Origin of the sequence: Streptomyces sp. NPDC005955 (genome assembly GCF_042871255.1) — a bacterium.
GTDB lineage: Bacteria > Actinomycetota > Actinomycetes > Streptomycetales > Streptomycetaceae > Streptomyces.
Genome location: NZ_JBIAIF010000002.1, coordinates 383175 through 403378, shown reverse-complemented (window position 1 = coordinate 403378; position 20204 = coordinate 383175). Strand labels below are relative to the sequence as shown.

Below are 20204 nucleotides of genomic sequence, written 5' to 3'. Positions count from 1 at the left end.
CCGCCCGCCACGGCACCGGCCCCCACCCACCGCTTCACCGCTTCACGGCGTACGCCTCCACCGACCAGAGCGAGTAGCCGAAGCGGGTGGCCCGCCGGTCACCCTGGACCCGGACGTGACGGACGTCACGGGCGTCCATTCGGACCGACTCCCGGCCCCCGCGCCCGTCCGCGACGGTCGCCACGGTGCGCCACGCGCGACCGTCCGAGGACACCTGCACCCGGTACCGCGCGGCGTGCGCCTCCCACCGCAGGACCACCTCGCCCAGCCGCACCGGGCGGTCCAGCTCCACGGACCACCAGGAGCCGTCCTCGACGGGGGAGGACCAGCGGGTGGCGGGGTCGCCGTCGACGGCCGCGGCGGCCGGGAAGTCGGGGGTCTCGTCGGCCGAGGAGCCCGCCCGGGCCCCGCGCGCCAGATCGGGCCCGCCGGTCTCTGGGAAGGCCCGCACCGTCAGCACCCGGGTCTCGCCGCCGAACGTCACCGGGACGTCGTACGTGCCCGACGGGGTGTCCTCGGGCACCGTCAGCGTCAACGGGACGTCCAGCCGGGTGCCGCGCGGCACCAGCACCTGCTTGGGCACGCGCACCCGGATGCCCTCGGGCGCCTTGACGGTCACCTTGCCGCGCACCGCGCCGGGCCGCTGGGCGGTGAGCCGCACGGTGACCTTCTGCGCCCCGCCCCCGATCGCCGTGTCGGCCTCCGTACGGGCCAGTGCGAAGGCGGCGGCGGGCGTGTCCGCGTACCAGGGGACCAGGTGTCGCACCCGGGACGGTTCGGGGCCGCTGATCCGGATCGACCGGGCCGTCAGACCGCTGGTGGACAGTTCGGTCCAGCCGTCCGCCGACAACGCGCCCAGGCGCCGCCAGCCCCCGCCGGGGACCAGGGCCTCCACCGTGCCGACGGTGCCCGGCTCGGTGAGCGCGGTCACCGCCAGGACCGGACGGGACCGCGCGAAGGTCAGCGTCCGACCGTCGCCGGTACCGGTCGGATCGGGTTCCGACGCGGCCCCCGACCAGGTGTCGAAGGCGACCCGGGCCCGTTTCAGGAACGGCTCCAGCACCCCTTCGCCGACCGTCACCCCGGCCGCCTTCAGCTCCCGCAGCCGTAGGTCGAGATCGCGCGCGTGCTCCCAGGCGGCCGGGCCGTCGGTGCGCTCCTGGGCGGCCAGCTGGTCCAGCGCCGCCACCCCGGCGGCCCCGTACCGGGCGAGCTGGTCGGCCCAGGGTTTGGTCTCCCCGTACAGTTCGGTGCCCGCGAGGTCGTCGGGCACCCGGGTGAGCTGGACGAAGGCGTCGCGCAACCGCTGCTCGGCGCCCTCCCGGTCCTTGCCGCCCGGCAGCCGGGACGCCCAGAACGCGTCGACGAGCGGACGCAGGTACGCCGACTCCTCGGCGCCGAGCACCGAGGACGCGTCGTGCGCGGCGAGCGCGGTCACCGCCGCCCGGGTCCGCTCCGCGTTCCCGTTCGCCGTCGCCTCCGCCACGGCGTCGATCGCGGCCCGCCAAGAGTCGCCGGGACGGTAGGCGCGCGGGTTCCAGGCGAAGTCGGCGGCCGTGAACAGCGGGATGCGGGACGCCACCGGCTGCTGCATCGCATTGCCCAGCAGGGCCGCCGAACCGCCCGCCACAGCCGGTTCCCGCCCCAGGTACGGGCCGAGGAAGACCCGGTCCCGGGCGAAGTCGTTGACCGGGTAGTTGTCCATCGTGACCACGGGCCGTCCGAACGCGGACCGGGCCCGGGCGAGTTCCGGGCCGGTGATGGTCCGCGGCACCACCCCGACCCCGGTCCACGCGACCTCGACGGGGGCCCCGACCGACGCGGAGTCGTCGAGCCCGGCCGCCAGCGCCCGCCGGTAGGGCGTCTCGCCGTCCTGGTAGAACTCGGTCGGCATCACCGACAGCGGCGCCGCGTCTGGGTGGCGGGCGGCGAGGTGCGCGGCCACCGCGCTGGCCACCCGGGCGTGCGCCCGGGCCGCGGCCTGCGGGCCCGAACCGAAGACCTCGGCGTCCGCGCGGCAGTGCCACTCGCTGTAGCTGATGTCCTGGAACTGGAGTTGGAAGGCCCTGAAGCCCAGCGCCCACATGGCGTCCAGCTTCCGGGTCAGCGCCCGCACGTCCGCGTCCGACGACAGGCACATGCCCTGTCCCGGGGCGACCGCCCAGCCGAGGGTGACATGGCCGTCGCGGGCCCGCTCGGCGAGTTCCCGGAACTGGGCGCGCTGGGCGGCCGGGTAGGGCTCCCGCCAACGGGCCTGGCGGTACAGGTCGTCGCCGGGCGCGTACAGGTAGCGGTTCTGCTTGGTGCGGCTGAGGAAGTCCAGTTGGTCGAGGCGCTGCTCATGGGTCCACGGGGTGCCGTAGAAACCCTCGGTCATCCCGCGGACCGCCGTCCCCGGCCAGTCCCGGACGGCCGCCCCGGCGATCCGCCGCCCGTCCACGAGTTGACGCAGCGTCTGCACCGCGTGGAACAGTCCGTCGGCGCCGCTGCCCGCGAGCGCGACGGTGTCCCGGCCGTCGGCCCGGCCGACCGCGAGCCGGTAGCCGCCCGCCGGCAGGTCGCCCCGGGCGGGGGCGCCGAGCTTCCGCAGCACGCCGTCCAGCGCGGCCCCTTCGCCGCGCCCGCCGAGCGGACCGCCGCCCCCGGTGTCCGCTCCCGCGCGCACCACCAGCGCGGGGCCGGCGGGCACCCGGTCGCCCTCGGACAGCCGGGTCACGCGCCGTGCGCCCGCCTCCTCGAACAGGGCGGTCAGCGCCTTCACCGCCCGCTCGTCGGTGCCGGTGCCGGTGCCGGTGACGAGGACGACTTCGTCGGTGATCCGGGCGGACGCCTTGCCGGCGCGCAGGTGCTGGGGGCGCGGCCACACCGCGGGCACCGGGCCCTCGCTGACCCGGTCGCCCGGGTCCGGTGCGGACGTCCCGGACACCCCGGGCACGGGCTTGCGTGCGGTGGCCCCGCTGGCGCCCGGCGCGTTGCCGGTCTGTCCCGTCGCCTGCCCGCCGGGGGCGGTGCCGGTGCCGGTGGAGGCGCCCGGCGGCGCGGACTGTTCGGCCGGTCCCGCGGCGGTGGGGCCGCCGATGCCCGTGGGGCCCATCGCGCTGGGCCCGCCACCGAGTGCTCCCGCCATCAGGGCCACGGCGACGGCTCCCGCCTTCGTCCTGCGCTTTACCACGGCACCCGACCTTTCCGCCCGCGCTGGGCCGCCGTTGGCCCAAAACGTTATGGAGCCCACCACCAGGTGGGGGAACGTGTCAACGTCTGTGGCCGAAGTGTCGTAATTGCCCGGACGGAGCAGTTTTCGCGGCGTGCTGACGTGGTGTCGGCCACAGTGGGTCCATGACGATGGTCCTGGGGCCCGCGCACCTGATCGGCCACGTCCACCTGCCGGTGCGCGGTCCCCCCCCCCGTGCGGTTCGCTGCGCGTGCGCTGTCCTGCGGGGTGCGCTGCTTCGGGGTGCGTCCACCTCCACGTGCGCTGTCCCGCCCGGGTGCGCTGCGGTTTCGCGCAGTTCCCCGCGCCCCTGATCAGGTGCGTTTCGCTGCACGTGCGCTGGTTCTGCGGGGTGCGCTGCGGTTTTGCGCAGTTCCCCGCGCCCCTGTCGGGGTGCGTTTGCCCCGGCGTGCGCTGTTCCCCGCGCCCCTGGGGGGCTCCTCGTGGCCGTCGTCCGCAGGCCCGCGGAACGAGCCCCGATAGGGGCGCGGGGAACTGCGCAACACCACCATGCACCCCCGCAGAACCAGCGCACGCGCAGCAGATCGCACCTGATCAGGGGCGCGGGGAACTGCGCAAACCCACAGCGCACCCGAGCCGGACCGCGTACGCGCAGCTGGACGCACCTCGATAGGGGCGCGGGGAACTGCGCGAAACCGCAGCGCACGTGCAGCGGATCGCACCGCGCACCGGGCGGGACGACGCACCAGGATCTGGACTGACCCACCCGGGACCGGGTACGCGCTGGATGACGCCGACCGCCGAAGGAGCCCCACCGTGACCGCCTCCGCCCACCTCCTGCTCGACGCCCTCACCCCGCACCCCCGCAACGGCGCAGCCGAACACCCCCCGGCCGCCCCCGAGGGCGAGTCCCCGCACCCGGCACACGCACCCCTGATCAGCGAACCGCCGATCGCCGCCACCACCCCGCTGACCAGCGAGCCCCCGTACACCGGTGCCCTTCCGCTGACCAGCGAGCCCACGGCCCCCGCGCTGGGGCAGGACCCCTCGGTGGTCTGATGGCCCTCACCCGTCTCGCGGGGCTGCACGGCGTCGCCACCACCTACTCCCCGTCGCCCGGCCGCACCGTCGAAGTGCCGCGAGACGCCGTCCGCGCGGTGCTCACCGCGCTCGGCGTGGACGTGAGCGACCCCGCCAGGACCGCGGACGCCCTCGCCGCCCGGGAGGCGGAACTCCGCACCCGGCTGCTGCCGCCCACCCTCGTGTGGTGGCCCGACCGACCCCCCGCGGAGCTGACCGCCCTGCCGCCCGGCACCGGGGTGCGCCTGACCCCGGAACCCCCCGACCCCACCGACACCTCCCCGCCCCGGGCGGACGTCGAGTGGACCGTCGGCCCCGGCACCGCGCCCGCCCTGCCCGAGGGCTTCCCGCACGGGGTGCACCGACTCGCCGTGGCCACGCCCGACGGGCGCGCCGCCACCGCGCACCTGGTCCTCGCGCCCGCCCGGGCACCCGCCCCCGGCGCCCGGACGTACGGCTTCCTCGTCCAGCTCTACTCGCTGCTGTCCGACCGTTCCTGGGGCATGGGCGACCTCCGTGACCTCGCCGACCTCGCCGACTGGGCGGGTCGTTCGCTCGGTGCCGGCTTCGTCCAGGTGAACCCGTTGCACGCGGCCGTGCCGGGGACGCCCACCGACCCGTCGCCCTACCGGCCCTCGTCGCGCCGCTTCCCCGACCCCGTCCACCTGAGGATCGAGGACGTCGAGGAGTACGCCCGGCTGGACCCCGCCGACCGGGCCCGCGCCGCCGACCTCGCGGAGCGGGCCGCGGCCCTGCGCGCCGGGGTGCTGGACGGGCGCGCGCTCATCGACCGGGACGCCGTCGACGCGCTCAAGCGCCGGGCCCTGGAACTGGTGCGCACGGTGCCGCTGACGCCCGGACGGCGCGCCGCCCACGAGGAGTTCGTGGCCCGGGAGGGCACCGCCCTGGACGCCTACGCCACCTGGTGCGCCCTCGCCGAACGGCACGGACCCGACTGGCGCGGCTGGCCCGACGGACTCGACGACCCGCGGTCACCGGCCACCGCCCGCGCCCGGCGCGACCTGGCGGACCGGGTCGACTTCCACCGCTGGCTCGCCTGGCTCGTCGACCTCCAACTCGGCGCCGCACAGCGGGCCGCGCGGGCCGCGGGCATGCCGATCGGCCTGGTCCACGACCTCGCGGTCGGCGTCCACCCGCACGGCGCCGACACCTGGGCCGGGCGCGGCCACTTCGCCGAGGGCGCGTCGGTCGGGGCGCCCCCGGACGACTTCAACGCCCGGGGCCAGGACTGGGGGCTGCCGCCCTGGCACCCCGACCGGCTCGCGGACGCCGGCTACGCGCCCTACCGGCGGTTGCTGCGCGCCCTGTTCCGCCACGCCGGCGCCCTGCGCATCGACCATGTGATGGGCCTGTTCCGGCTCTGGTGGGTGCCGGCCGGCGGCCCCGCCGCCGAGGGCACGTACGTCCACTACGACGCCGAGGCGATGCTCGCGGTCCTGGTCCTGGAGGCCGACCGGGCGGGCGCCCCGGTCATCGGCGAGGACCTCGGCACCGTGGCGCCCGGCGTCCGCGAGGCCCTGCGGGCGCGGGGCGTGCTCGGCACCTCGGTGCTGTGGTTCGAACGCGAGCGGGCGGGCCGGCCGCTGGCGCCCCACGACTGGCGGGCCGACTGCCTGGCCACGGCCACCACCCACGACCTGCCGTCCACCGCCGCCCGGCTCACCGGTGCCGACGTCGACCTACGGGACTCGCTCGGCCTGCTGACCCGTCCGGCGGCCGACGAACGGGCCGGGGCCCGGCAGGACACCGCCGCCTGGCTGGCCCTGTTCACCCGGCTCGGCCTGCTCCTGCGGGACGGCGCCGAAGCCGCCCCGGCCGAGGAGGAGCAGATCAGGGCGGTGCACCGCTTCCTGGTGCGCACCCCGGCCCGGATGGTCGGCGTCTGGCTGCCGGACGCGGTGGGCGACCTGCGCCCGCAGAACCTCCCCGGCACCCGGGACGAGTACCCCAACTGGCGGCTGCCCCTGGCCGACGCGGCCGGCCGCCCGGTCACCCTGGAACAGCTGATGGCCTCCCGGCGCCTACGCGCCCTGGTCGACGTGCTCACCGCGCCACAGCCGTCCCCGCCGGTGCCCCCGCCGAGTGGCTGACCGGGCGGTACGGCGCGTACGGGACCCCGGGCGCGCGTGGCGGGCGGGCGTTCGCTACGTTGGCACCGTGAAGAAGAACGCCCTGCGCGCCGGCGCCCTGGCCTCCGGCACGACGCTGATGATGCTGCTGATGTCGTCCCCCGCGCTCGCGCTGACCCGCGACGACGGCGACGACCCGGGTTCCGGGCTGAGCGTGGTGGAGACCGTCGGTCTCTTCGTGGTCCTCCCGATCGCCCTGTTCCTGGCGATCACTGCACTGGTGATCGTGGCCGACCGGCCCGCCAAGCAGTCGAAGCAGGGCTGACCCCCGCCTTGTCCGCCACGAGGGCGGCGACCGCGTGACCGCGGTCGCCGCCCTCGTGCTGCTCGTGCAGCCCGCCCGACCGGACGGACTCGTGTCACTGCGTCGTCACTCCGCCCGGGGAGGCTGCTGAGCCGTCCCTTCGGCCTCCGCCAGCAGCACCCGCAACAGCTCGGCCAGTTCCGCCGCCCGCCGCTCGTCCAGCGGGGACAGGACGTCCTTCTGCACGTCGAGCCCGGCGACGACCGCCTGGTCCACCAGGGCCAGCCCCTCGTCCGTCAGGGTGACCCGTAGCCCCCGCCGGTCGTGCGGGTCGGGCGCCCGGCGCAGCAGCCCCGCCCGCTCCAACTTGTCGAGCCGTCCGGTCATGCCCCCGCTGGTCAGCATCAGCGTCGAGGAGAGCTGGCGCGGCGAGAGGGTGTACGGCTCGCCCGCACGGCGCAGGGTGCCCAGGACGTCGAACTCGCCGCGCCCGATGCCGTAACGGGCGTACGCCTTCTCCCCGCGTTCGCCCATGGCGCGGGCCAGCCGGTAGATCCGGCCGAAGACCTCCATCGCCCGGGTGTCCAACTCGGGTCGCACCCGGGCCCATTGATCGATGATCGCGTCCACGGCGTCGGGCGCGGCATCCGGTACGGATGCCGATTCCGGTGTCGCCGAGGGTGCGGCTCCGACGGGGGACGGGCGGCCCGGACCGGGGTCCGTGGGGGGCTGGTTCATGGGGAAATTATCCGCATCACTCGCTTGCTTGTAAACAAGTCGCTCCCGAGTAAGTCACTCTCCAGGGAGATGCTTGACTAAAACAAGCTTAGAGCTAAGCTAATCACTCGTAAGGGAGCTTCGGTCGTGAGGAAGCTCCGGTCGCCGTGACGGATGCGACGGCCCGCACACGCCAGCACACCCGACTGCCGATCCCCGGGGGGACCGCCGTGAACCGCACCGCCACCATCGTCCTGACCGCGCTCGCCCCCGTCTCCTGGGGCTCTACCTACGCCGTGACCACGGAGTTCCTGCCACCCGACCGCCCCCTGTTCACCAGCCTGATGCGGGCCCTGCCCGCCGGGCTCGCCCTCCTCGCGGTGGCCCGGGTGCTCCCCAAGGGCGCCTGGTGGTGGAAGTCCGCGGTGCTCGGCGCGCTGAACATCGGGGCCTTCTTCCCGCTGCTGTTCCTCTCCGCGTACCGGCTGCCCGGCGGGATGGCGGCGGTCGTCGGATCGCTCGGCCCCCTCTTCGTCGCCGGACTCGCCGTGCTCCTGCTCTCCGAACGGCCCAGCCTCCGGACCCTGCTCACCGGGATAGCCGCGGCGCTCGGCGTGACCCTGGTGGTCCTCAAGGCCGCCGGCGCCTTCGACCTGATCGGGGTCGCCGCGGCGGTCGGCTCCAGCCTGTCGATGTCGGCGGGCACCGTACTCACCAAGCGCTGGGGGCGGCCCGAGGGCGTCGGCCCCCTCGCGCTCACCGGCTGGCAACTGACCGCCGGCGGACTGCTGATGGCCCCGATCGCCCTCGCCGTCGAGGGGGCGCCCCCCGCCCTGGACGGCACCGCCGTCGCCGGCTACCTGTACCTCGCCGTCGCCAACACGGCCCTCGCGTACTGGTTGTGGTTCCGGGGCATCGGCCTGCTCTCCGCCACCCAGGTCACCTTCCTCGGCCCGCTGTCCCCGCTGACCGCGGCGGTCATCGGCTGGGCCGCGCTGGGCGAGTCGCTCACCCCGCTCCAGGTCGCCGGCATGCTCCTCGCCCTCACCGCCACGATCGCCGGCCAACTCCTCCCCGCCCGCAAGCCCCTGCCCACCCCCGCACCCGAGGCCCCCGCGCCCGACGTCCCCGCGCGGGTACCGGTCGCCCGCTGAGGGCGGGGCGGCGTACGAACGGCAGGGCACCGGTCACCGGGTCCCGCCGGTGGACCCGTCCACCGGCGGGACCCGGGGCGTCACCTGCGGGGGTGCGGCTACGCGAGGACCGCGGTGGCCTCGACCTCCACCAACAGGTCCGGTTCCCCCAGCGCCGCGACGCCCAGCAGGGTGATCGGTTTGACCGGGTCGATGCCGAGCTTCGCCGCTGCACGGCCCACCCCCTCGCCCAGCAACGGCATCTTCTCGGGACTCCAGTCGACGACGTAGACCGTCAACTTCGCCACGTCGTCGAAGGAACCGCCGACCCCGGCCAGGGCGGTGGCGACGTTGAGGTAGCACTGCTCGACCTGCGCGGCCAAGTCCCCTCCGCCCACGGGGCGGCCGTCGGCGTCGCGGGCGACCTGCCCCGCGAGGAACACCAGCTTCGAGCCGGTGGCGACCGACACCTGCCGATAGACCTCGGGCTTCGGCAACCCCTCGGGATTGACCAGCGTCACGGGCATGAACGGCCCCTTCCTCTTGGCGTCGGGGGCCGCGGGATCAGCGCCCCCATGAAAGCATAGCGATGCTATGTATTGTGGGGTCATGGCGAGGACGAAGGATCCAGCGGTCCGCTCCCTGCTGCTCGACCGGGCCGCGCAGCTGGTGGGGGCGAGGCAGCCGGTCACGCTCCGCACCTTGGTCGCCGGAACGGGCGTGTCCACGATGGCCGTCTACACCTACTTCGGCGGCATGGACGGCGTGTGGAAGGCGCTGCGGCAGGAGGGCTTCGTCCGGCTGGCCGCCAAACTCGCCGCCGTCAAGACGTCCACGGACCCGGTGCGCGACCTCGCCGCCCTGGGCAGCGCCTACGCGTCCAACGCCGTGGAGAACCCCGACCTCTACCGCGTCATGTTCGACGCGGGCTTCGCCCTGGAGGACCCCGGCGCCGCGGACGAGACCCTGCACCGCCTCGTCCGTGCCGTCGAACGGGCCAAGACGGCCGGCCGCTTCCGTGACGACGTCGACCCGCTGGAACTGGCCACGCAGAGCTGGACGATCGGCCACGGACTCGCCTCGCTCGTCGCCACGGGCCCCCTGCCGCACCAGGCACTCGCCCACGGCGTGCCCGTGCTGACCGCACTGTTCACCGGTGCGGGGGACGACCCCGATCGCTGCCGTCGGTCGGTCGAACGCGGCTGGGGACGGGCGGACCCCGCCGGGTCCGCCCCGCGTGACGGGAGGGACGCACCCCGGTGACCCGAGCCGGGACGGCGGAGCGGGACGTCCGCCGTCCCGCGGGCCCGCGGAAGTCCGAGGGGCGGGCGGGCCGTTGACAGGGGGAGGGGCATCGGGAAGGGTCTGGGGGCATGCAGCCACCGCGTGACCTGCGGGTCCGTCTTGTGGAGCGCCGCCACGTCGACCTGGTCCGTGTCGCGAGCGCCATCTGTCGCCGCGTCTGACGCGCCCCGCCACGCCCTGAGGCTTCCGGTTGATCCGGCACGTCCCGAACCGCGCCTCCCCGCACCTCGGCGACCCCGGTCCCGGTTCCCCCACCTCTCGCGGCGCCACGCATCCCGTGGCGCCCGCCCCCCTGCCCTGGAGCACCCCTGTGACCTCCTTCGACCCCCCGCTGTCCCGACGCGCCTTCGGCGGTACGGCCGCCGGGGCCGCCGCGGCCCTCGGACTGTCCGCCACCGACGCCGCCGCCGACGGCGCCGCGACCCCGCCCGCCGAACGCCCGTTCCGCGCCGCCGGCCGGCCCGGCCGCGGTGCCCGCCGCCCCAACGTGCTGTTCATCCTGGGCGACGACCTGGGCTGGGCCGACCTCTCCTCCTACGGCGCGCCGGAGATCCGTACGCCGAACCTGGACCGGCTCGCCCGGCAGGGCGTGCGCTTCACCGACGCGTACAGCGGCTCCGCGACCTGCTCGCCCACCCGCTTCAGCCTCTACACCGGCCGCTACCCGGGCCGTACGAAGGGCGGACTCGCCGAGCCGATCGCGGACCGGTCGGTGGGGCTCGAACCCACGCACCCCACCCTCGCCTCGCTGCTGCGCGACACCGGGTACCGGACCGCGCTGATCGGCAAGTGGCACTGCGGCTACCTCCCCGACTACAGCCCCACCCGCTCCGGTTGGGGCGAGTTCTTCGGCAACTTCGGCGGGGCGCTGGAGTACTACTCCAAGCTCAGCTCCCGCGGTGAGTACGACCTCTACGAGGGCGACGCCGAGTACCGCGACCTGCGCTACTACACCCGCATCCTGACCGAACGGGCCGTCGAGTACGTCAGCCGCGACCACGGGCGCACCCCCTGGCTCCTCAACCTCAACTTCACCACCCCGCACTGGCCGTGGATAGCCGACGGCGACGAGGGGACCAGCGCCGAGATCGTCCGCCGCATCAAGTCCGGCGACGTGCGGGCGCTGCGGCACCAGGACGGGGGCTCGCTCGCGAAGTACCGGCAGATGGTCGAGGACCTCGACCGCTCGGTCGGCAAGGTGCTCACCGCCCTGAAGCGGTCCGGGCAGGAGGACGACACCCTGGTGTTCTTCGCCAGCGACAACGGCGGCGAACGCTTCTCGTACAACTGGCCGCTCAGCGGCAACAAGGGCTCGCTCCAGGAGGGCGGCATCCGGGTGCCGTCGGTCCTGCGCTGGCCCGCGCGGATCGACGGCGGCCAGGTCAGCCGGGTCCCGGTGTACTCGCCCGACTGGACGGCGACCCTCCTGGACGTGGGCGGCGCCCGCCCCCACCCCGCGTACCCCCTGGACGGCGTCAGCCTCGCCGGCTATCTGCTGGACGGCGCCGAGGCGCCCGAGCGTGACCTGTTCTGGCGGGTCCGGGGCGAACGGGCGCTGCGCCGCGGCGACTGGAAGTACTACCGCGGCAAGGACGGCAGGGACCGCCTCCACGACCTGTCGGAGGACGTCCGCGAGCAGGCCGACAAGGCCCCCGTACGCCCCGAACTCCTCGCGGACCTGAAGTCCGCGTGGGAACGGATCGACCGGGGTTTGCTGCCGTACCCCTCCCCGGCTTGAGCGGCCCGGTCGCAGCCGCGCGTTGACGGCTGCGACCAGGCCGACCGGCCTTGGCGACCAGGCCGGTCAGACGGTGCCGAACTCCCCGTCCTTGACGCCGGTGACGAAGGCGGTGAAGGCGTGGGCGGGGAGGTGGAGTATGGGTCCGCTGAGGTTCTTGGAGTCGCGGACGGGGACCGTGTCGGTCGCCGTCGCGTGTGCGGGCGCCCACTCGACGCAGGAACCGCCGTTCTGACCGCTGTAGGAGGACTTGACCCAGTGGAGAGGGGAGGAGTGGGTTGAGGCCGTCACGAGATGCCCTTTCTTAGCCGTTCGATCATGGCGACCGACTCCGCCTGAGAGGCCGCTTCGGTTTGTAGCTGATGGTAGTTCTTCATCAGTGGGAGAACGGAGTTCAGTTCTCGGTCGAGCTGGCCCTGGGTCTGGGACTCGACGTAGGACATGAGGGACCGGTCAGGCAGCGTCAGGAGATGGACCAGCCGGCTGAACGGCTGCCGCTCACCCATACTGAACGGCGATACCTGAAGCGAAGTGTTCGACTGCTTGGCGAACTCGATCAGCCGAGCCAGTTGGGCTTCCATTACGGCGGGTCCGCCGATGGACCGACGAAGGCAACTCTCGTCGAGGACCGCGAAGATGAGGGGGGACGGCGTCCGGTGTAGTGCCGACTGCCGCTCCATCAAGAACTCGACCCGTTCAGTCGCCTGTTCTGGCGTGATGTCTCCTCGCTGAACGGTGCTGTTCTCCAATGCCTGCGCGTACTCCCGCGTCTGGAGCGGCCCAGGAACGAGCATCGATTCAAAGAGCCGGACCTCTGCTGCTCGCCCCTCGTGGCCGACGTACTCGGGGAACCCCTCCAGAAGGCTGCCGTGGTACATCTCGCGGAACGCGCGTTCGAACGTGTCGACTGTTCCTGTCAGGCCCAGGGCCACGTCTGCTCTGCGCGAGAAACGCAAGGTTGGAATCTTGCGACCAGTTTCCACCGCGGAGACGTGCCCGCTGGTGTACTTGACTGCTGCGGCCAGGTCCTGCTGTCTCCAGCCGCGAGCCTCACGTGCACTGCGCAAACGGGCCCCGTACGCCGCTTCCGGTGACGCTTCCGGGTTCAAGTCCTTGCGATTCACCTTCGCCTCCAACTCATCTTGCGTGAATGCCACGTTGATGTAGCCCGGCCTCTGCTTCAGCCTAGGACTCCCAGTAGTTGGAACGCTACCGAGAGGAGTCGCGTCGTGTGCAGTGGTGAACTCCACGTGGGTGACCTCGTGTTCGACACCGTGCGGGGTGTCGTGGGGGTGGTGATGGATGTGACGTGGGGTCCGGTGTATCTCCGTCCGCCGGGTGGGGGCCTGGAGTGGCACGTGCGTCGTGAGGATGTGCGTGTGGCGACGGTGGTGGATCGGTTGCGGCCGGCGTTGGCGGAGTCGAACGTACGGAGCAGTCAGGGTGGTGGGCTGCGGTGAGTCGGAGGTTTCGTCACATCGAGTGGACGTTGCGGCGGTTGGACTTCTGGGGGGCGCGTGCGTATGTGCAGTGCGTGTCGGGGTCGCCGTTGTGTGGTGCGGTTCCGCCGCCGGGGCCGGAGTGTCGGTCGGACGAGGGTTCGTTGCGGTGGGCGGAGTCGCATTTCCGGGAGACGGGTCATCGTCGTTTCGACCGGGCGCTGTTCGAGACGGTGCAGTGGGACCCGCCGCCAGACGTGGACCCGCGGACGCTCCCCGGGGTGGAGACGTAGTGACACGTGACGCGCTGCTCGGCGGGCCGCCCGCCGAGTCCGGTGCGCACTGTTGCCTCTGCGGTTGCTGGACCACGGCTCCCGTGGTGATCGGGTACGGCAGCCAGAGCGGCGCGAACTTCGTCACGCACCGGGTCTGCCCCCGCCACGTGAACACCCCGGGACCGTGCACTGCGAACCACGACGCGGACGGCTGACCCCGCCCCGCCTAGCATGGGGCGATGGACGAGATCGATGGTGTCGAGGTCGTGACCTTCGCGGACGGCGAGGCGTTCGACGGCTGGTTGGGGACGCACCACGCGCGGCACGAGGGCGTGTGGGTCAAGGTCGCCAAGAAGGGCTCCGGGATCGCGTCCGTGACGTCCGACGAACTGGTCGACGTGGGGCTGTGCTGGGGCTGGATCTCCGGTCAGCGCAGGTCGCTCGACGCGTCGTACTACCTACAGAAGTACGTGCCGCGGCGCCCCAAGAGCCTGTGGTCGCAGGTCAACGTCGACAAGGTGACCGCGCTGGCAGCCGCCGGCCGGATGCGTGAGCCGGGTTTGGCGCAGGTGCGCAAGGCGCAGGCGGACGGACGTTGGGCCGCAGCGTACGCACCCCAGTCGACGGCTGAGGTGCCCGAGGAACTGGCGGCGGCCCTGGCGGCGGACCCCCGAGCGGCCGGCGCTTTCGCCGCGCTCGAAAAGACCGCGAAGTACCTGGTGATCCTGCCCCTGCTCCAGGCGCTGACCCCGGAGGCCCGCGAAGCCGCGGCGGAACGCGCCGTGCGGGCGCTGGTCGCGGGCGCTTAGCGGGGAGTTCGGGCGCGGCTCCGCTCCGGTTCCCCGCGCCCCTATCGGGGCCCGTCCAGTCGCCCCCGACGCCGGCAGCCAGCGCACCGCACGGGGACAACGCACCCCCAGCGGAACGCCCCGAAAGGGGCGCGGGGAACGGCGCGGCCAACCACAGCGCACCCGCACGGGACAGCGCACCCCAGCGGAACGCCCCGAAGGGGGCGCGGGGAACTGCGCGAGCAACCCCCACGCACCCGCACGGGACAACGCACCACACGGGCGACCCCGCAGGGGGGCACGGGGGCCCAAACCCCCGTACCCCACAGGAGCGCTGTCAGCCGGCCGCCCCGTCCGCAGCCTGCGCACGCAACGCCCGCTCCACCCCGGAGCGGGCCTCGGACACGAGCCGCGCCAGCCCCGCCCCGGGCCGCGCCGCCGCGACCCACGCGTCCGTCGCCTCGACGGTCCCCGCGGAGACCTGGAGCGCCGGGTACAGACCCACCGCGACCTGCTGGGCCATCTCGTGGGACCGTGCCTCCCACACCCCGGCGATCGCCTCGAAGTACTTCGCCGTGTAGGGCTCCAGCAGCTCCCGCTGGTCCGTCTGCACGAACCCGCCGATCACGGCCTCCTGCACCGCGTTCGGCAGCGCGTCGGACTCCACCACGGAGGCCCACGCCTCGGCCTTCGCCTCGGCGGTCGGCCGGGCGGCCCGCGCGGTCGCCGCATGACGCTCGCCCGCCGCGGTGCGGTCCCGCTCGTACTCGCCGGCGATCTCCGTCTCGTCGAACCGGCCGACCGCCGCGAGCCGCTGCACCAGCGCCCACCGCAGCTCCGTGTCGACGGAGAGGCCCTCGATCGTCTGGGTGCCGTCCAGGAGCCCGTCGAGCAGGTCCAGCTGCTCGGGGGTGCGCGCGGTCGCCGCGAACGCCCGCGCCCACGCCAACTGGTGGTCACTGCCGGCCTCGGCCGCCCGCAGGTGCGCCAGCGTCGCCTCGGTCCACCGGGTGAGCCCGGCCTCCCGCCAGCCGGGCGCCGCGTACAGGTCCAGGGCGAGCTTCGCCTGCCGCTGGAGCGACTGGACGACGCCGATGTCGGACTCCTTGGCGATGCCGGACAGCACCAGCTCCAGGTACTCCCGGGTCGGCAGCTCGGCGTCCCGGGTCATGTCCCAGGCCGAGGCCCAGCACAGGGCGCGCGGCAGCGAGTCGGCGAAGTCGCCCAGGTGCCCGGTGACGTACGCCAGCGACTCCTCGTCCAGGCGGACCTTCGCGTACGACAGGTCGTCGTCGTTGAGGAGGACCACCGCGGGCCGTGCGGTGCCCACGAGCTGCGGTACGGGGGTCAGCTCGCCGTCCACGTCCAGCTCGATCCGCTCGCCGCGCACCAGCTTCCCGGCGGCGTCCGGCGCGTACAGGCCGATGGCGATGCGGTGCGGGCGCAGCGTCGGCTCGCCCTTCGCGCCGGCGGGCAGCGCGGGCGCCTCCTGCCGGACCGCGAAGGAGGTGATGACGCCGTCCGCGTCGGTCTCGATCTCGGGGCGCAGGACGTTGATGCCGGCCGTCTCCAGCCACAGCTTCGACCAGTTCTTCAGGTCCCGTCCGGAGGTCTCCTCCAGCGCGCCCAGCAGGTCGGACAGGCGCGTGTTGCCGAAGGCGTGCTGCTTGAAGTACTGCTGCACGCCCTTGAAGAACTCGTCCTGACCGACGTACGCGACGAGCTGCTTGAGGACGGACGCGCCCTTGGCGTAGGTGATCCCGTCGAAGTTGACGAGGACGTCGTCCAGGTCACGGATCTCGGCCATGATCGGGTGCGTCGACGGCAGCTGGTCCTGGCGGTACGCCCAGGTCTTCATCGAGTTCGCGAACGTGGTCCACGAGTGCGGCCAGCGCGAACCGGGCGCGTCCGCCTGGCAGGCGATGGAGGTGTAGGTGGCGAAGGACTCGTTCAGCCACAGGTCGTTCCACCACTCCATGGTGACCAGGTCGCCGAACCACATGTGCGCCAGCTCGTGGAGGATCGTCTCCGCGCGCACCTCGTACGCCGCGTCCGTCACCTTCGACCGGAACACGTACTGGTCGCGGATGGTCACCGCGCCCGCGTTCTCCATCGCGCCCGCGTTGAACTCCGGCACGAACAGCTGGTCGTACTTGGCGAAGGGGTAGGCGTAGTCGAACTTCTCCTGGAACCAGTCGAAGCCCTGCCGGGTGACCTCGAAGATCGCGTCCGAGTCCAGGAACTCGGCCAGCGACGGACGGCAGTAGATGCCCAGCGGCACGGACTGCCCGTCCTTCTCGTACACGCTGTGCACCGAGTGGTACGGGCCGACGATCAGGGCCGTGATGTACGTGGAGATCCGCGGCGTCGGCTCGAAGGCCCAGACGTCGTCCTTGGGCTCCGGGGTCGGCGAGTTGGAGATCACCGTCCAGCCGGTGGGCGCCTTCACGGTGAACTGGAAGGTGGCCTTGAGGTCCGGCTGCTCGAACGACGCGAACACCCGGCGCGCGTCCGGCACCTCGAACTGCGTGTACAGATAGGCCTGCTGGTCCACCGGGTCGACGAAGCGGTGCAGGCCCTCGCCGGTGTTCGTGTATGCGCAGTCCGCGACCACCCGCAGCTCGTTGCGCCCGGCCAGCAGGCCCGGCAGCGCGATCCGCGAGTCCGCGAAGACGGTCGCCGGGTCGAGGGCGGTGCCGTTCAGGACCACCTCGTGCACCGTGGGGGCGACCAGGTCGATGAAGGTCCCGGCCCCCGCCTCGGAGCTGTCGAAGCGGACGGTGGTCACCGAGCGGTAGGTGCCGCCCTCCTGCGCGCCGCTGAGATCGAGGTCGATCCCGTACGAGTCCACGGTGAGCAGGGAGGCGCGGCGCTGCGCTTCCTCACGGGTCAGATTCGTGCCAGGCACGCGGTCATCTCCTAGGTCGCATGACGATTCGTGACGTTTCCCGTCATCCTTCCACGGCTTTCGGACCACCCGCCCGGGGATATCCGGCTGCCGCCCGGGCCGGCCACGACGTCCGAAATCCGCCGGGAAGGAGCCCGTACCCACGGCACGCTGGGGTCATGACGATCACCGAGCTCCGATACCGACCCGGGCCCATCGACCCGGCCGCCCTGGCCCGACTGCGGACCACCGACGACGCGGGCCGCCCCTGCGTCGGCCACGTCGATCCGGAGGGCGGCGCCCCGCTGCGCTGCTGTCTGCGCCGCAGCCGCGCCGGCGAGTCGATCGCCCTGGTGGCGTACGCGCCGCTGCGCCGCTGGGCCGCCGCGCACGGGGCGTCCCCGGGGGCGTACGACGAGCAGGGTCCCGTCTTCATCCACACCGAGGACTGCGGCGGCCCGGCGGCCGGGGCCGTCGGCTACCCCTTCGCCCGCCCCGGGGTGCTGCGCACCCTGCGCCGCTACGACGCCGGGGGCCGGATCGTCGGCGGGCGGCTCCTGGAGGTCCCGGAGGACGACACCCGGGGTTTCGACGAGGCGCTGGACGAGGCGTTCGCCGATCCGACGGTCGTGCAGGTGCACGTCAGGGCCGTGGAGTACGGCTGCCTGCTCTTCACCGTCGACCGTCCGACCACGTAGGACACGGGTCGGGACGCGGACGCGTAGTCCGGCGCCCCGGACGGCTAGCGGTAGGGCCGTCGCGCGGTCGGGCCCCGGGGTGCTTCGCCCCGGGGCCTTGACACTCACCCTGTGCGGAATGAATATTCATTCCGTGCCTCGTCCTTCCCCTGACCTCGCCTCCCGACTCCTCGAATCCGCCCTCGTCCTCTTCGCCGAACGCACCTACGAGGGCACGCAGATGCCCGCCGTGGCGCAGCACGCGCAGGTCGGCGTCGGCAGCATCTACCGCTACTACCCCAGCAAGGAGGCCCTCGGCAACGCCGTGTTCCGGCACGCCAAGGGGGGCCTGCTCGCCGAGCTGCACGCGGTCACCGCGCAGCGCGCCGCCTCACCCCGGGAGGAGTTCGCGCAGGTCTGGCGGGGCTTCGTCCGCTTCGCCGGGGCCCATCCGGCGGCCTTCGCCTTCCTGGACCACCAGCAGCACGACACCTTCCTCGACGCCGAGAGCCGTGCGGTGGCCGCCGAGATCGACGCCTTCGCCGCGGACTTCATCGAACGGGGCCAGCGCGCGGGCGCGATCCGCGAGGGCGCCGCCCCCGTGCTCGTCGCGCTCGCCCTCGGCGCGTTCGGCGGTCTGCTGAAGAGCATCCGCCCCCTGCCCGTCACCGATCTGCCCCCCGAGGCCCTCGCCGACGCCGAATCCGCCGTCTGGGACCTCCTGCACCGGAAGCCGTGAACCGTGACCGCACTCGCCCCCGCCCTCATCACCGGCTGCTCCTCCGGCATGGGCCGGCAGACCGCCCTCGCCCTGCACCGCAAGGGCCACCCCGTCTACGCCACCGCCCGCCGCCCCGACGACCTCGCCGCACTCGCGGCCGAGGGCATCACCACCCTGGCGCTGGACGTCACCGACGAGCAGTCGATGGCCGCCGCCGTGACCCGGGTGGAGGAGGAGCACGGCGCGGTCGGCGTCCTGGTCAACAACGCCGCCTACGGACTCCACCTCCCCGTCGAGCTCGCCGGACCCGAAGAGGTCCGGGCCCAGTTCGAGACCAACGTCTTCGGAGCGGTCCGCCTCGTGCAACTGGTCCTGCCCGCCATGCGGGCCGCCGGCACCGGGCGGATCGTCAACATCTCCTCCATGGGCGGACGGTTCTCCCCGCCGGGCGGAGGTTTCTACCACGCGACCAAACACGCCGTGGAAGCCCTCAGCGACTCGCTGCGCCTGGAGGTCGCCCCCTTCGGGATCAAGGTCGTCGTCGTCCAGCCGGGCCCCACCCTCACGGACTTCGCCGGCACGGCCGTCACCACCATGCACGGCCCCGCCGACCACGACCCGTACGGGACCTTCCGCGCGGAACTCGCCGACATGTACGCCCACAAGACGTTCACCCGCCGGGGCGGCGCGGTCCCCGTCGAAACGGCGACCAGGACCATCGTCCGCGCCGCCACCACGGCGCGCCCCCGGGCCCGCTACGCGATCGGCACCGTCGCCCGGACAGTGCTGACCGCGCGCCGGCTGCTGCCCGACGCCGCCTTCGACGCGATGCTGCGCCGCAGCTTCCCGCTCCCGGGCGCCACCCGGTAGGGGGTGGCGCCGCCCCCGGTCCGTGCGTTCTCATACGGGGGGAGCGGGCGGGCGCCCTTCCACGGCGCCCGCCCGTTCCCCCTGCATGCCCCGATCCGTCAGTCGCCTTCCAAGCGGAAGTCGAAGACGGAGGAGTCGAAGTGGCTGTAGCCCTCGTAGTCCACGAGGTCGTACAGCTCGCGACGGTGCTGCATCTCGTCGAGCCGGCTGGTCAGCGACCCCTGGTCGAGCAGGGTGTGCAGACCGCGGTCCGCCGCTCCCATGGCCAGCCGCAGCAGCGAGACGGGCCAGATCACGATGTTGACCCCGACGTCCCTGAGCTGGTCGACGGTGAACAGTTCGCTCTTGCCGAACTCGGTCATGTTCGCGAGGATCGGCACGTCGACCGCCGCGCGCACCCGGGCGAACTCCTCCAGGGTGCGCAGCGCCTCCGGGAAGACCGCGTCCGCACCGGCGTCCACCAGCTGACGCGCCCGCTCGACCGTGGCCTCCAGACCCTCGACCGCCCGTACGTCGGTGCGCGCCATGATGAGGAAGTCGGGGTCGCGCCGGGCGTCGACGGCGGCCCTGACCCGTCGCATCGCGCTGGCCGCGTCCACGACCTGCTTGCCGTCGAGGTGACCGCAGCGCTTGGGGTTCACCTGGTCCTCGATGTGCAGGCCCGCGAGGCCGGCGTCTTCGAGTTCCTGGACGGTGCGGGCGACGTTCATCGGTTCCCCGAAGCCGGTGTCGGCGTCGGCGAGCGTGGGCAGGTCGGTGACCCGGGTGATCTGACGGGTGCGGCCGGCGACCTCGGTGAGCGTCGTCAGCCCGATGTCGGGGAGCCCCAGCTCCGCGCTGAGCACCGCCCCCGACACGTAGACGCCGTCGAATCCGCGGCGTTCGATCAGCCGCGCCGACAGGGGGTTGAAGGCGCCGGGCAGCCGGAGCAGTTCACCGGAGGCCAGTCGTGCGCGGAAGGCCCGGCGGACCTCCGCATCGGTTCGCTTCGTGTAGAGCATCGACGGC

Annotated in this window: 19 protein-coding genes; 12 read left to right on the top strand and 7 right to left on the bottom strand. The window is 73.4% G+C overall.

Features of this window, described 5'->3' with window-relative positions:
* Positions 1–34: 34 nt before the first annotated feature.
* A complete protein-coding gene (locus ACFYOU_RS07070) occupies positions 35–3172 on the bottom strand; it encodes a beta-N-acetylglucosaminidase domain-containing protein (protein WP_391304004.1) in 3138 nt (1045 codons plus the stop codon).
* Positions 3173–3988: 816 nt separating this feature from the next.
* On the opposite strand from ACFYOU_RS07070, the gene ACFYOU_RS07065 reads away from it, so the two are divergent.
* The 3 genes from ACFYOU_RS07065 to ACFYOU_RS07055 all read left to right on the top strand — a co-directional run bounded on the left by ACFYOU_RS07065 (position 3989) and on the right by ACFYOU_RS07055 (position 6667).
* Positions 3989–4231: a hypothetical protein gene (locus tag ACFYOU_RS07065; RefSeq protein WP_391304003.1), complete on the top strand. Its 243-nt coding sequence runs from the start codon at positions 3989–3991 to the stop codon at positions 4229–4231.
* Positions 4231–6363 carry a 4-alpha-glucanotransferase gene (gene malQ, locus ACFYOU_RS07060; RefSeq protein ID WP_391304002.1) on the top strand — a complete coding sequence of 711 codons (2133 nt, stop codon included), beginning with the start codon at positions 4231–4233 and terminating at the stop codon, positions 6361–6363. The genes ACFYOU_RS07065 and malQ overlap by 1 nt, the downstream gene beginning before the upstream one ends.
* 118 nt (positions 6364–6481) lie before the next feature.
* The gene (locus ACFYOU_RS07055; RefSeq protein ID WP_391304218.1) at positions 6482–6667 is read left to right on the top strand and encodes a hypothetical protein; all 186 of its coding nucleotides are present in this window, start codon (positions 6482–6484) and stop codon (positions 6665–6667) included.
* Positions 6668–6772: 105 nt separating this feature from the next.
* Here the strand turns inward: ACFYOU_RS07055 and ACFYOU_RS07050 are convergent, their stop codons facing one another.
* Positions 6773–7384: a MarR family transcriptional regulator gene (locus ACFYOU_RS07050; protein WP_391304001.1), complete on the bottom strand. Its 612-nt coding sequence runs from the start codon at positions 7382–7384 to the stop codon at positions 6773–6775.
* A 209-nt stretch (positions 7385–7593) separates the two neighbouring features.
* On the opposite strand from ACFYOU_RS07050, the gene ACFYOU_RS07045 reads away from it, so the two are divergent.
* Positions 7594–8517, top strand: a complete 924-nt coding sequence (locus ACFYOU_RS07045; protein WP_391304000.1) for an EamA family transporter — start codon at positions 7594–7596, stop codon at positions 8515–8517.
* Positions 8518–8615: 98 nt separating this feature from the next.
* Here ACFYOU_RS07045 and ACFYOU_RS07040 read toward each other — a convergent pair whose 3' ends face one another.
* Positions 8616–9023: a RidA family protein gene (locus tag ACFYOU_RS07040; protein ID WP_389772169.1), complete on the bottom strand. Its 408-nt coding sequence runs from the start codon at positions 9021–9023 to the stop codon at positions 8616–8618.
* 82 nt (positions 9024–9105) lie between these two features.
* Between ACFYOU_RS07040 and ACFYOU_RS07035 the strand changes: the two genes are divergently transcribed.
* From ACFYOU_RS07035 to ACFYOU_RS07025, 3 genes are all read left to right on the top strand, one after another.
* The gene (locus tag ACFYOU_RS07035; RefSeq protein ID WP_391303999.1) at positions 9106–9759 is read left to right on the top strand and encodes a WHG domain-containing protein; all 654 of its coding nucleotides are present in this window, start codon (positions 9106–9108) and stop codon (positions 9757–9759) included.
* Between the two features lie 110 nt (positions 9760–9869).
* Positions 9870–9962, top strand: coding sequence for a putative leader peptide (locus ACFYOU_RS07030; RefSeq protein WP_385487318.1), 93 nt, complete (start codon positions 9870–9872; stop codon positions 9960–9962).
* A 149-nt stretch (positions 9963–10111) separates the two neighbouring features.
* Positions 10112–11539 carry a sulfatase-like hydrolase/transferase gene (locus tag ACFYOU_RS07025; RefSeq protein ID WP_391303998.1) on the top strand — a complete coding sequence of 476 codons (1428 nt, stop codon included), beginning with the start codon at positions 10112–10114 and terminating at the stop codon, positions 11537–11539.
* 66 nt (positions 11540–11605) lie between these two features.
* Here the strand turns inward: ACFYOU_RS07025 and ACFYOU_RS07020 are convergent, their stop codons facing one another.
* Both ACFYOU_RS07020 and ACFYOU_RS07015 read right to left on the bottom strand, forming a co-directional pair.
* Entirely contained in the window at positions 11606–11830 is a 225-nt protein-coding gene (locus tag ACFYOU_RS07020; protein ID WP_391303997.1) for a DUF397 domain-containing protein, read from the bottom strand.
* On the bottom strand, positions 11827–12663 hold the full coding sequence (locus ACFYOU_RS07015; RefSeq protein WP_391303996.1) for a Scr1 family TA system antitoxin-like transcriptional regulator: 837 nt from the start codon (positions 12661–12663) through the stop codon (positions 11827–11829). Before ACFYOU_RS07015 ends, ACFYOU_RS07020 begins: the two co-directional genes overlap by 4 nt.
* Before the next feature lie 607 nt (positions 12664–13270).
* On the opposite strand from ACFYOU_RS07015, the gene ACFYOU_RS07010 reads away from it, so the two are divergent.
* Both ACFYOU_RS07010 and ACFYOU_RS07005 read left to right on the top strand, forming a co-directional pair.
* Positions 13271–13468, top strand: a complete 198-nt coding sequence (locus ACFYOU_RS07010; protein WP_391303995.1) for a hypothetical protein — start codon at positions 13271–13273, stop codon at positions 13466–13468.
* Between the two features lie 24 nt (positions 13469–13492).
* A complete protein-coding gene (locus tag ACFYOU_RS07005; RefSeq protein ID WP_391303994.1) occupies positions 13493–14062 on the top strand; it encodes a YdeI/OmpD-associated family protein in 570 nt (189 codons plus the stop codon).
* 316 nt (positions 14063–14378) lie between these two features.
* Here ACFYOU_RS07005 and pepN read toward each other — a convergent pair whose 3' ends face one another.
* Positions 14379–16949, bottom strand: a complete 2571-nt coding sequence (gene pepN, locus ACFYOU_RS07000) for an aminopeptidase N (protein WP_391303993.1) — start codon at positions 16947–16949, stop codon at positions 14379–14381.
* A gap of 158 nt (positions 16950–17107) precedes the next feature.
* Here pepN and ACFYOU_RS06995 point away from each other — a divergent pair, with 158 nt between their 5' ends.
* From ACFYOU_RS06995 to ACFYOU_RS06985, 3 genes are all read left to right on the top strand, one after another.
* Positions 17108–17626 (top strand): DUF1203 domain-containing protein, encoded by a 519-nt coding sequence (locus ACFYOU_RS06995; protein ID WP_391303992.1) that lies wholly within the window; start codon positions 17108–17110, stop codon positions 17624–17626.
* A 133-nt stretch (positions 17627–17759) separates the two neighbouring features.
* Positions 17760–18344, top strand: a complete 585-nt coding sequence (locus ACFYOU_RS06990; protein ID WP_391303991.1) for a TetR family transcriptional regulator — start codon at positions 17760–17762, stop codon at positions 18342–18344.
* A 3-nt stretch (positions 18345–18347) separates the two neighbouring features.
* Positions 18348–19196: an SDR family NAD(P)-dependent oxidoreductase gene (locus ACFYOU_RS06985; protein ID WP_391303990.1), complete on the top strand. Its 849-nt coding sequence runs from the start codon at positions 18348–18350 to the stop codon at positions 19194–19196.
* 98 nt (positions 19197–19294) lie between these two features.
* Here the strand turns inward: ACFYOU_RS06985 and prpB are convergent, their stop codons facing one another.
* Positions 19295–20197: a methylisocitrate lyase gene (prpB, locus tag ACFYOU_RS06980; protein ID WP_391303989.1), complete on the bottom strand. Its 903-nt coding sequence runs from the start codon at positions 20195–20197 to the stop codon at positions 19295–19297.
* Positions 20198–20204 lie beyond the last annotated feature (7 nt).

Bases quoted from the DNA above. Each gene is read 5' to 3' on its own strand.
- malQ (WP_391304002.1), top strand. From the start codon at position 4,231: ATGGCCCTCACCCGTCTCGCGGGGCTGCACGGCGTCGCCACCACCTAC.
- ACFYOU_RS07055 (WP_391304218.1), top strand. From the start codon at position 6,482: ATGATGCTGCTGATGTCGTCCCCCGCGCTCGCGCTGACCCGCGACGAC.
- ACFYOU_RS07050 (WP_391304001.1), bottom strand. From the start codon at position 7,384: ATGAACCAGCCCCCCACGGACCCCGGTCCGGGCCGCCCGTCCCCCGTC.
- ACFYOU_RS07040 (WP_389772169.1), bottom strand. From the start codon at position 9,023: ATGCCCGTGACGCTGGTCAATCCCGAGGGGTTGCCGAAGCCCGAGGTC.
- ACFYOU_RS07035 (WP_391303999.1), top strand. From the start codon at position 9,106: ATGGCGAGGACGAAGGATCCAGCGGTCCGCTCCCTGCTGCTCGACCGG.
- ACFYOU_RS07030 (WP_385487318.1), top strand. From the start codon at position 9,870: ATGCAGCCACCGCGTGACCTGCGGGTCCGTCTTGTGGAGCGCCGCCAC.
- ACFYOU_RS07005 (WP_391303994.1), top strand. From the start codon at position 13,493: ATGGACGAGATCGATGGTGTCGAGGTCGTGACCTTCGCGGACGGCGAG.
- ACFYOU_RS06995 (WP_391303992.1), top strand. From the start codon at position 17,108: ATGACGATCACCGAGCTCCGATACCGACCCGGGCCCATCGACCCGGCC.
- prpB (WP_391303989.1), bottom strand. From the start codon at position 20,197: ATGCTCTACACGAAGCGAACCGATGCGGAGGTCCGCCGGGCCTTCCGC.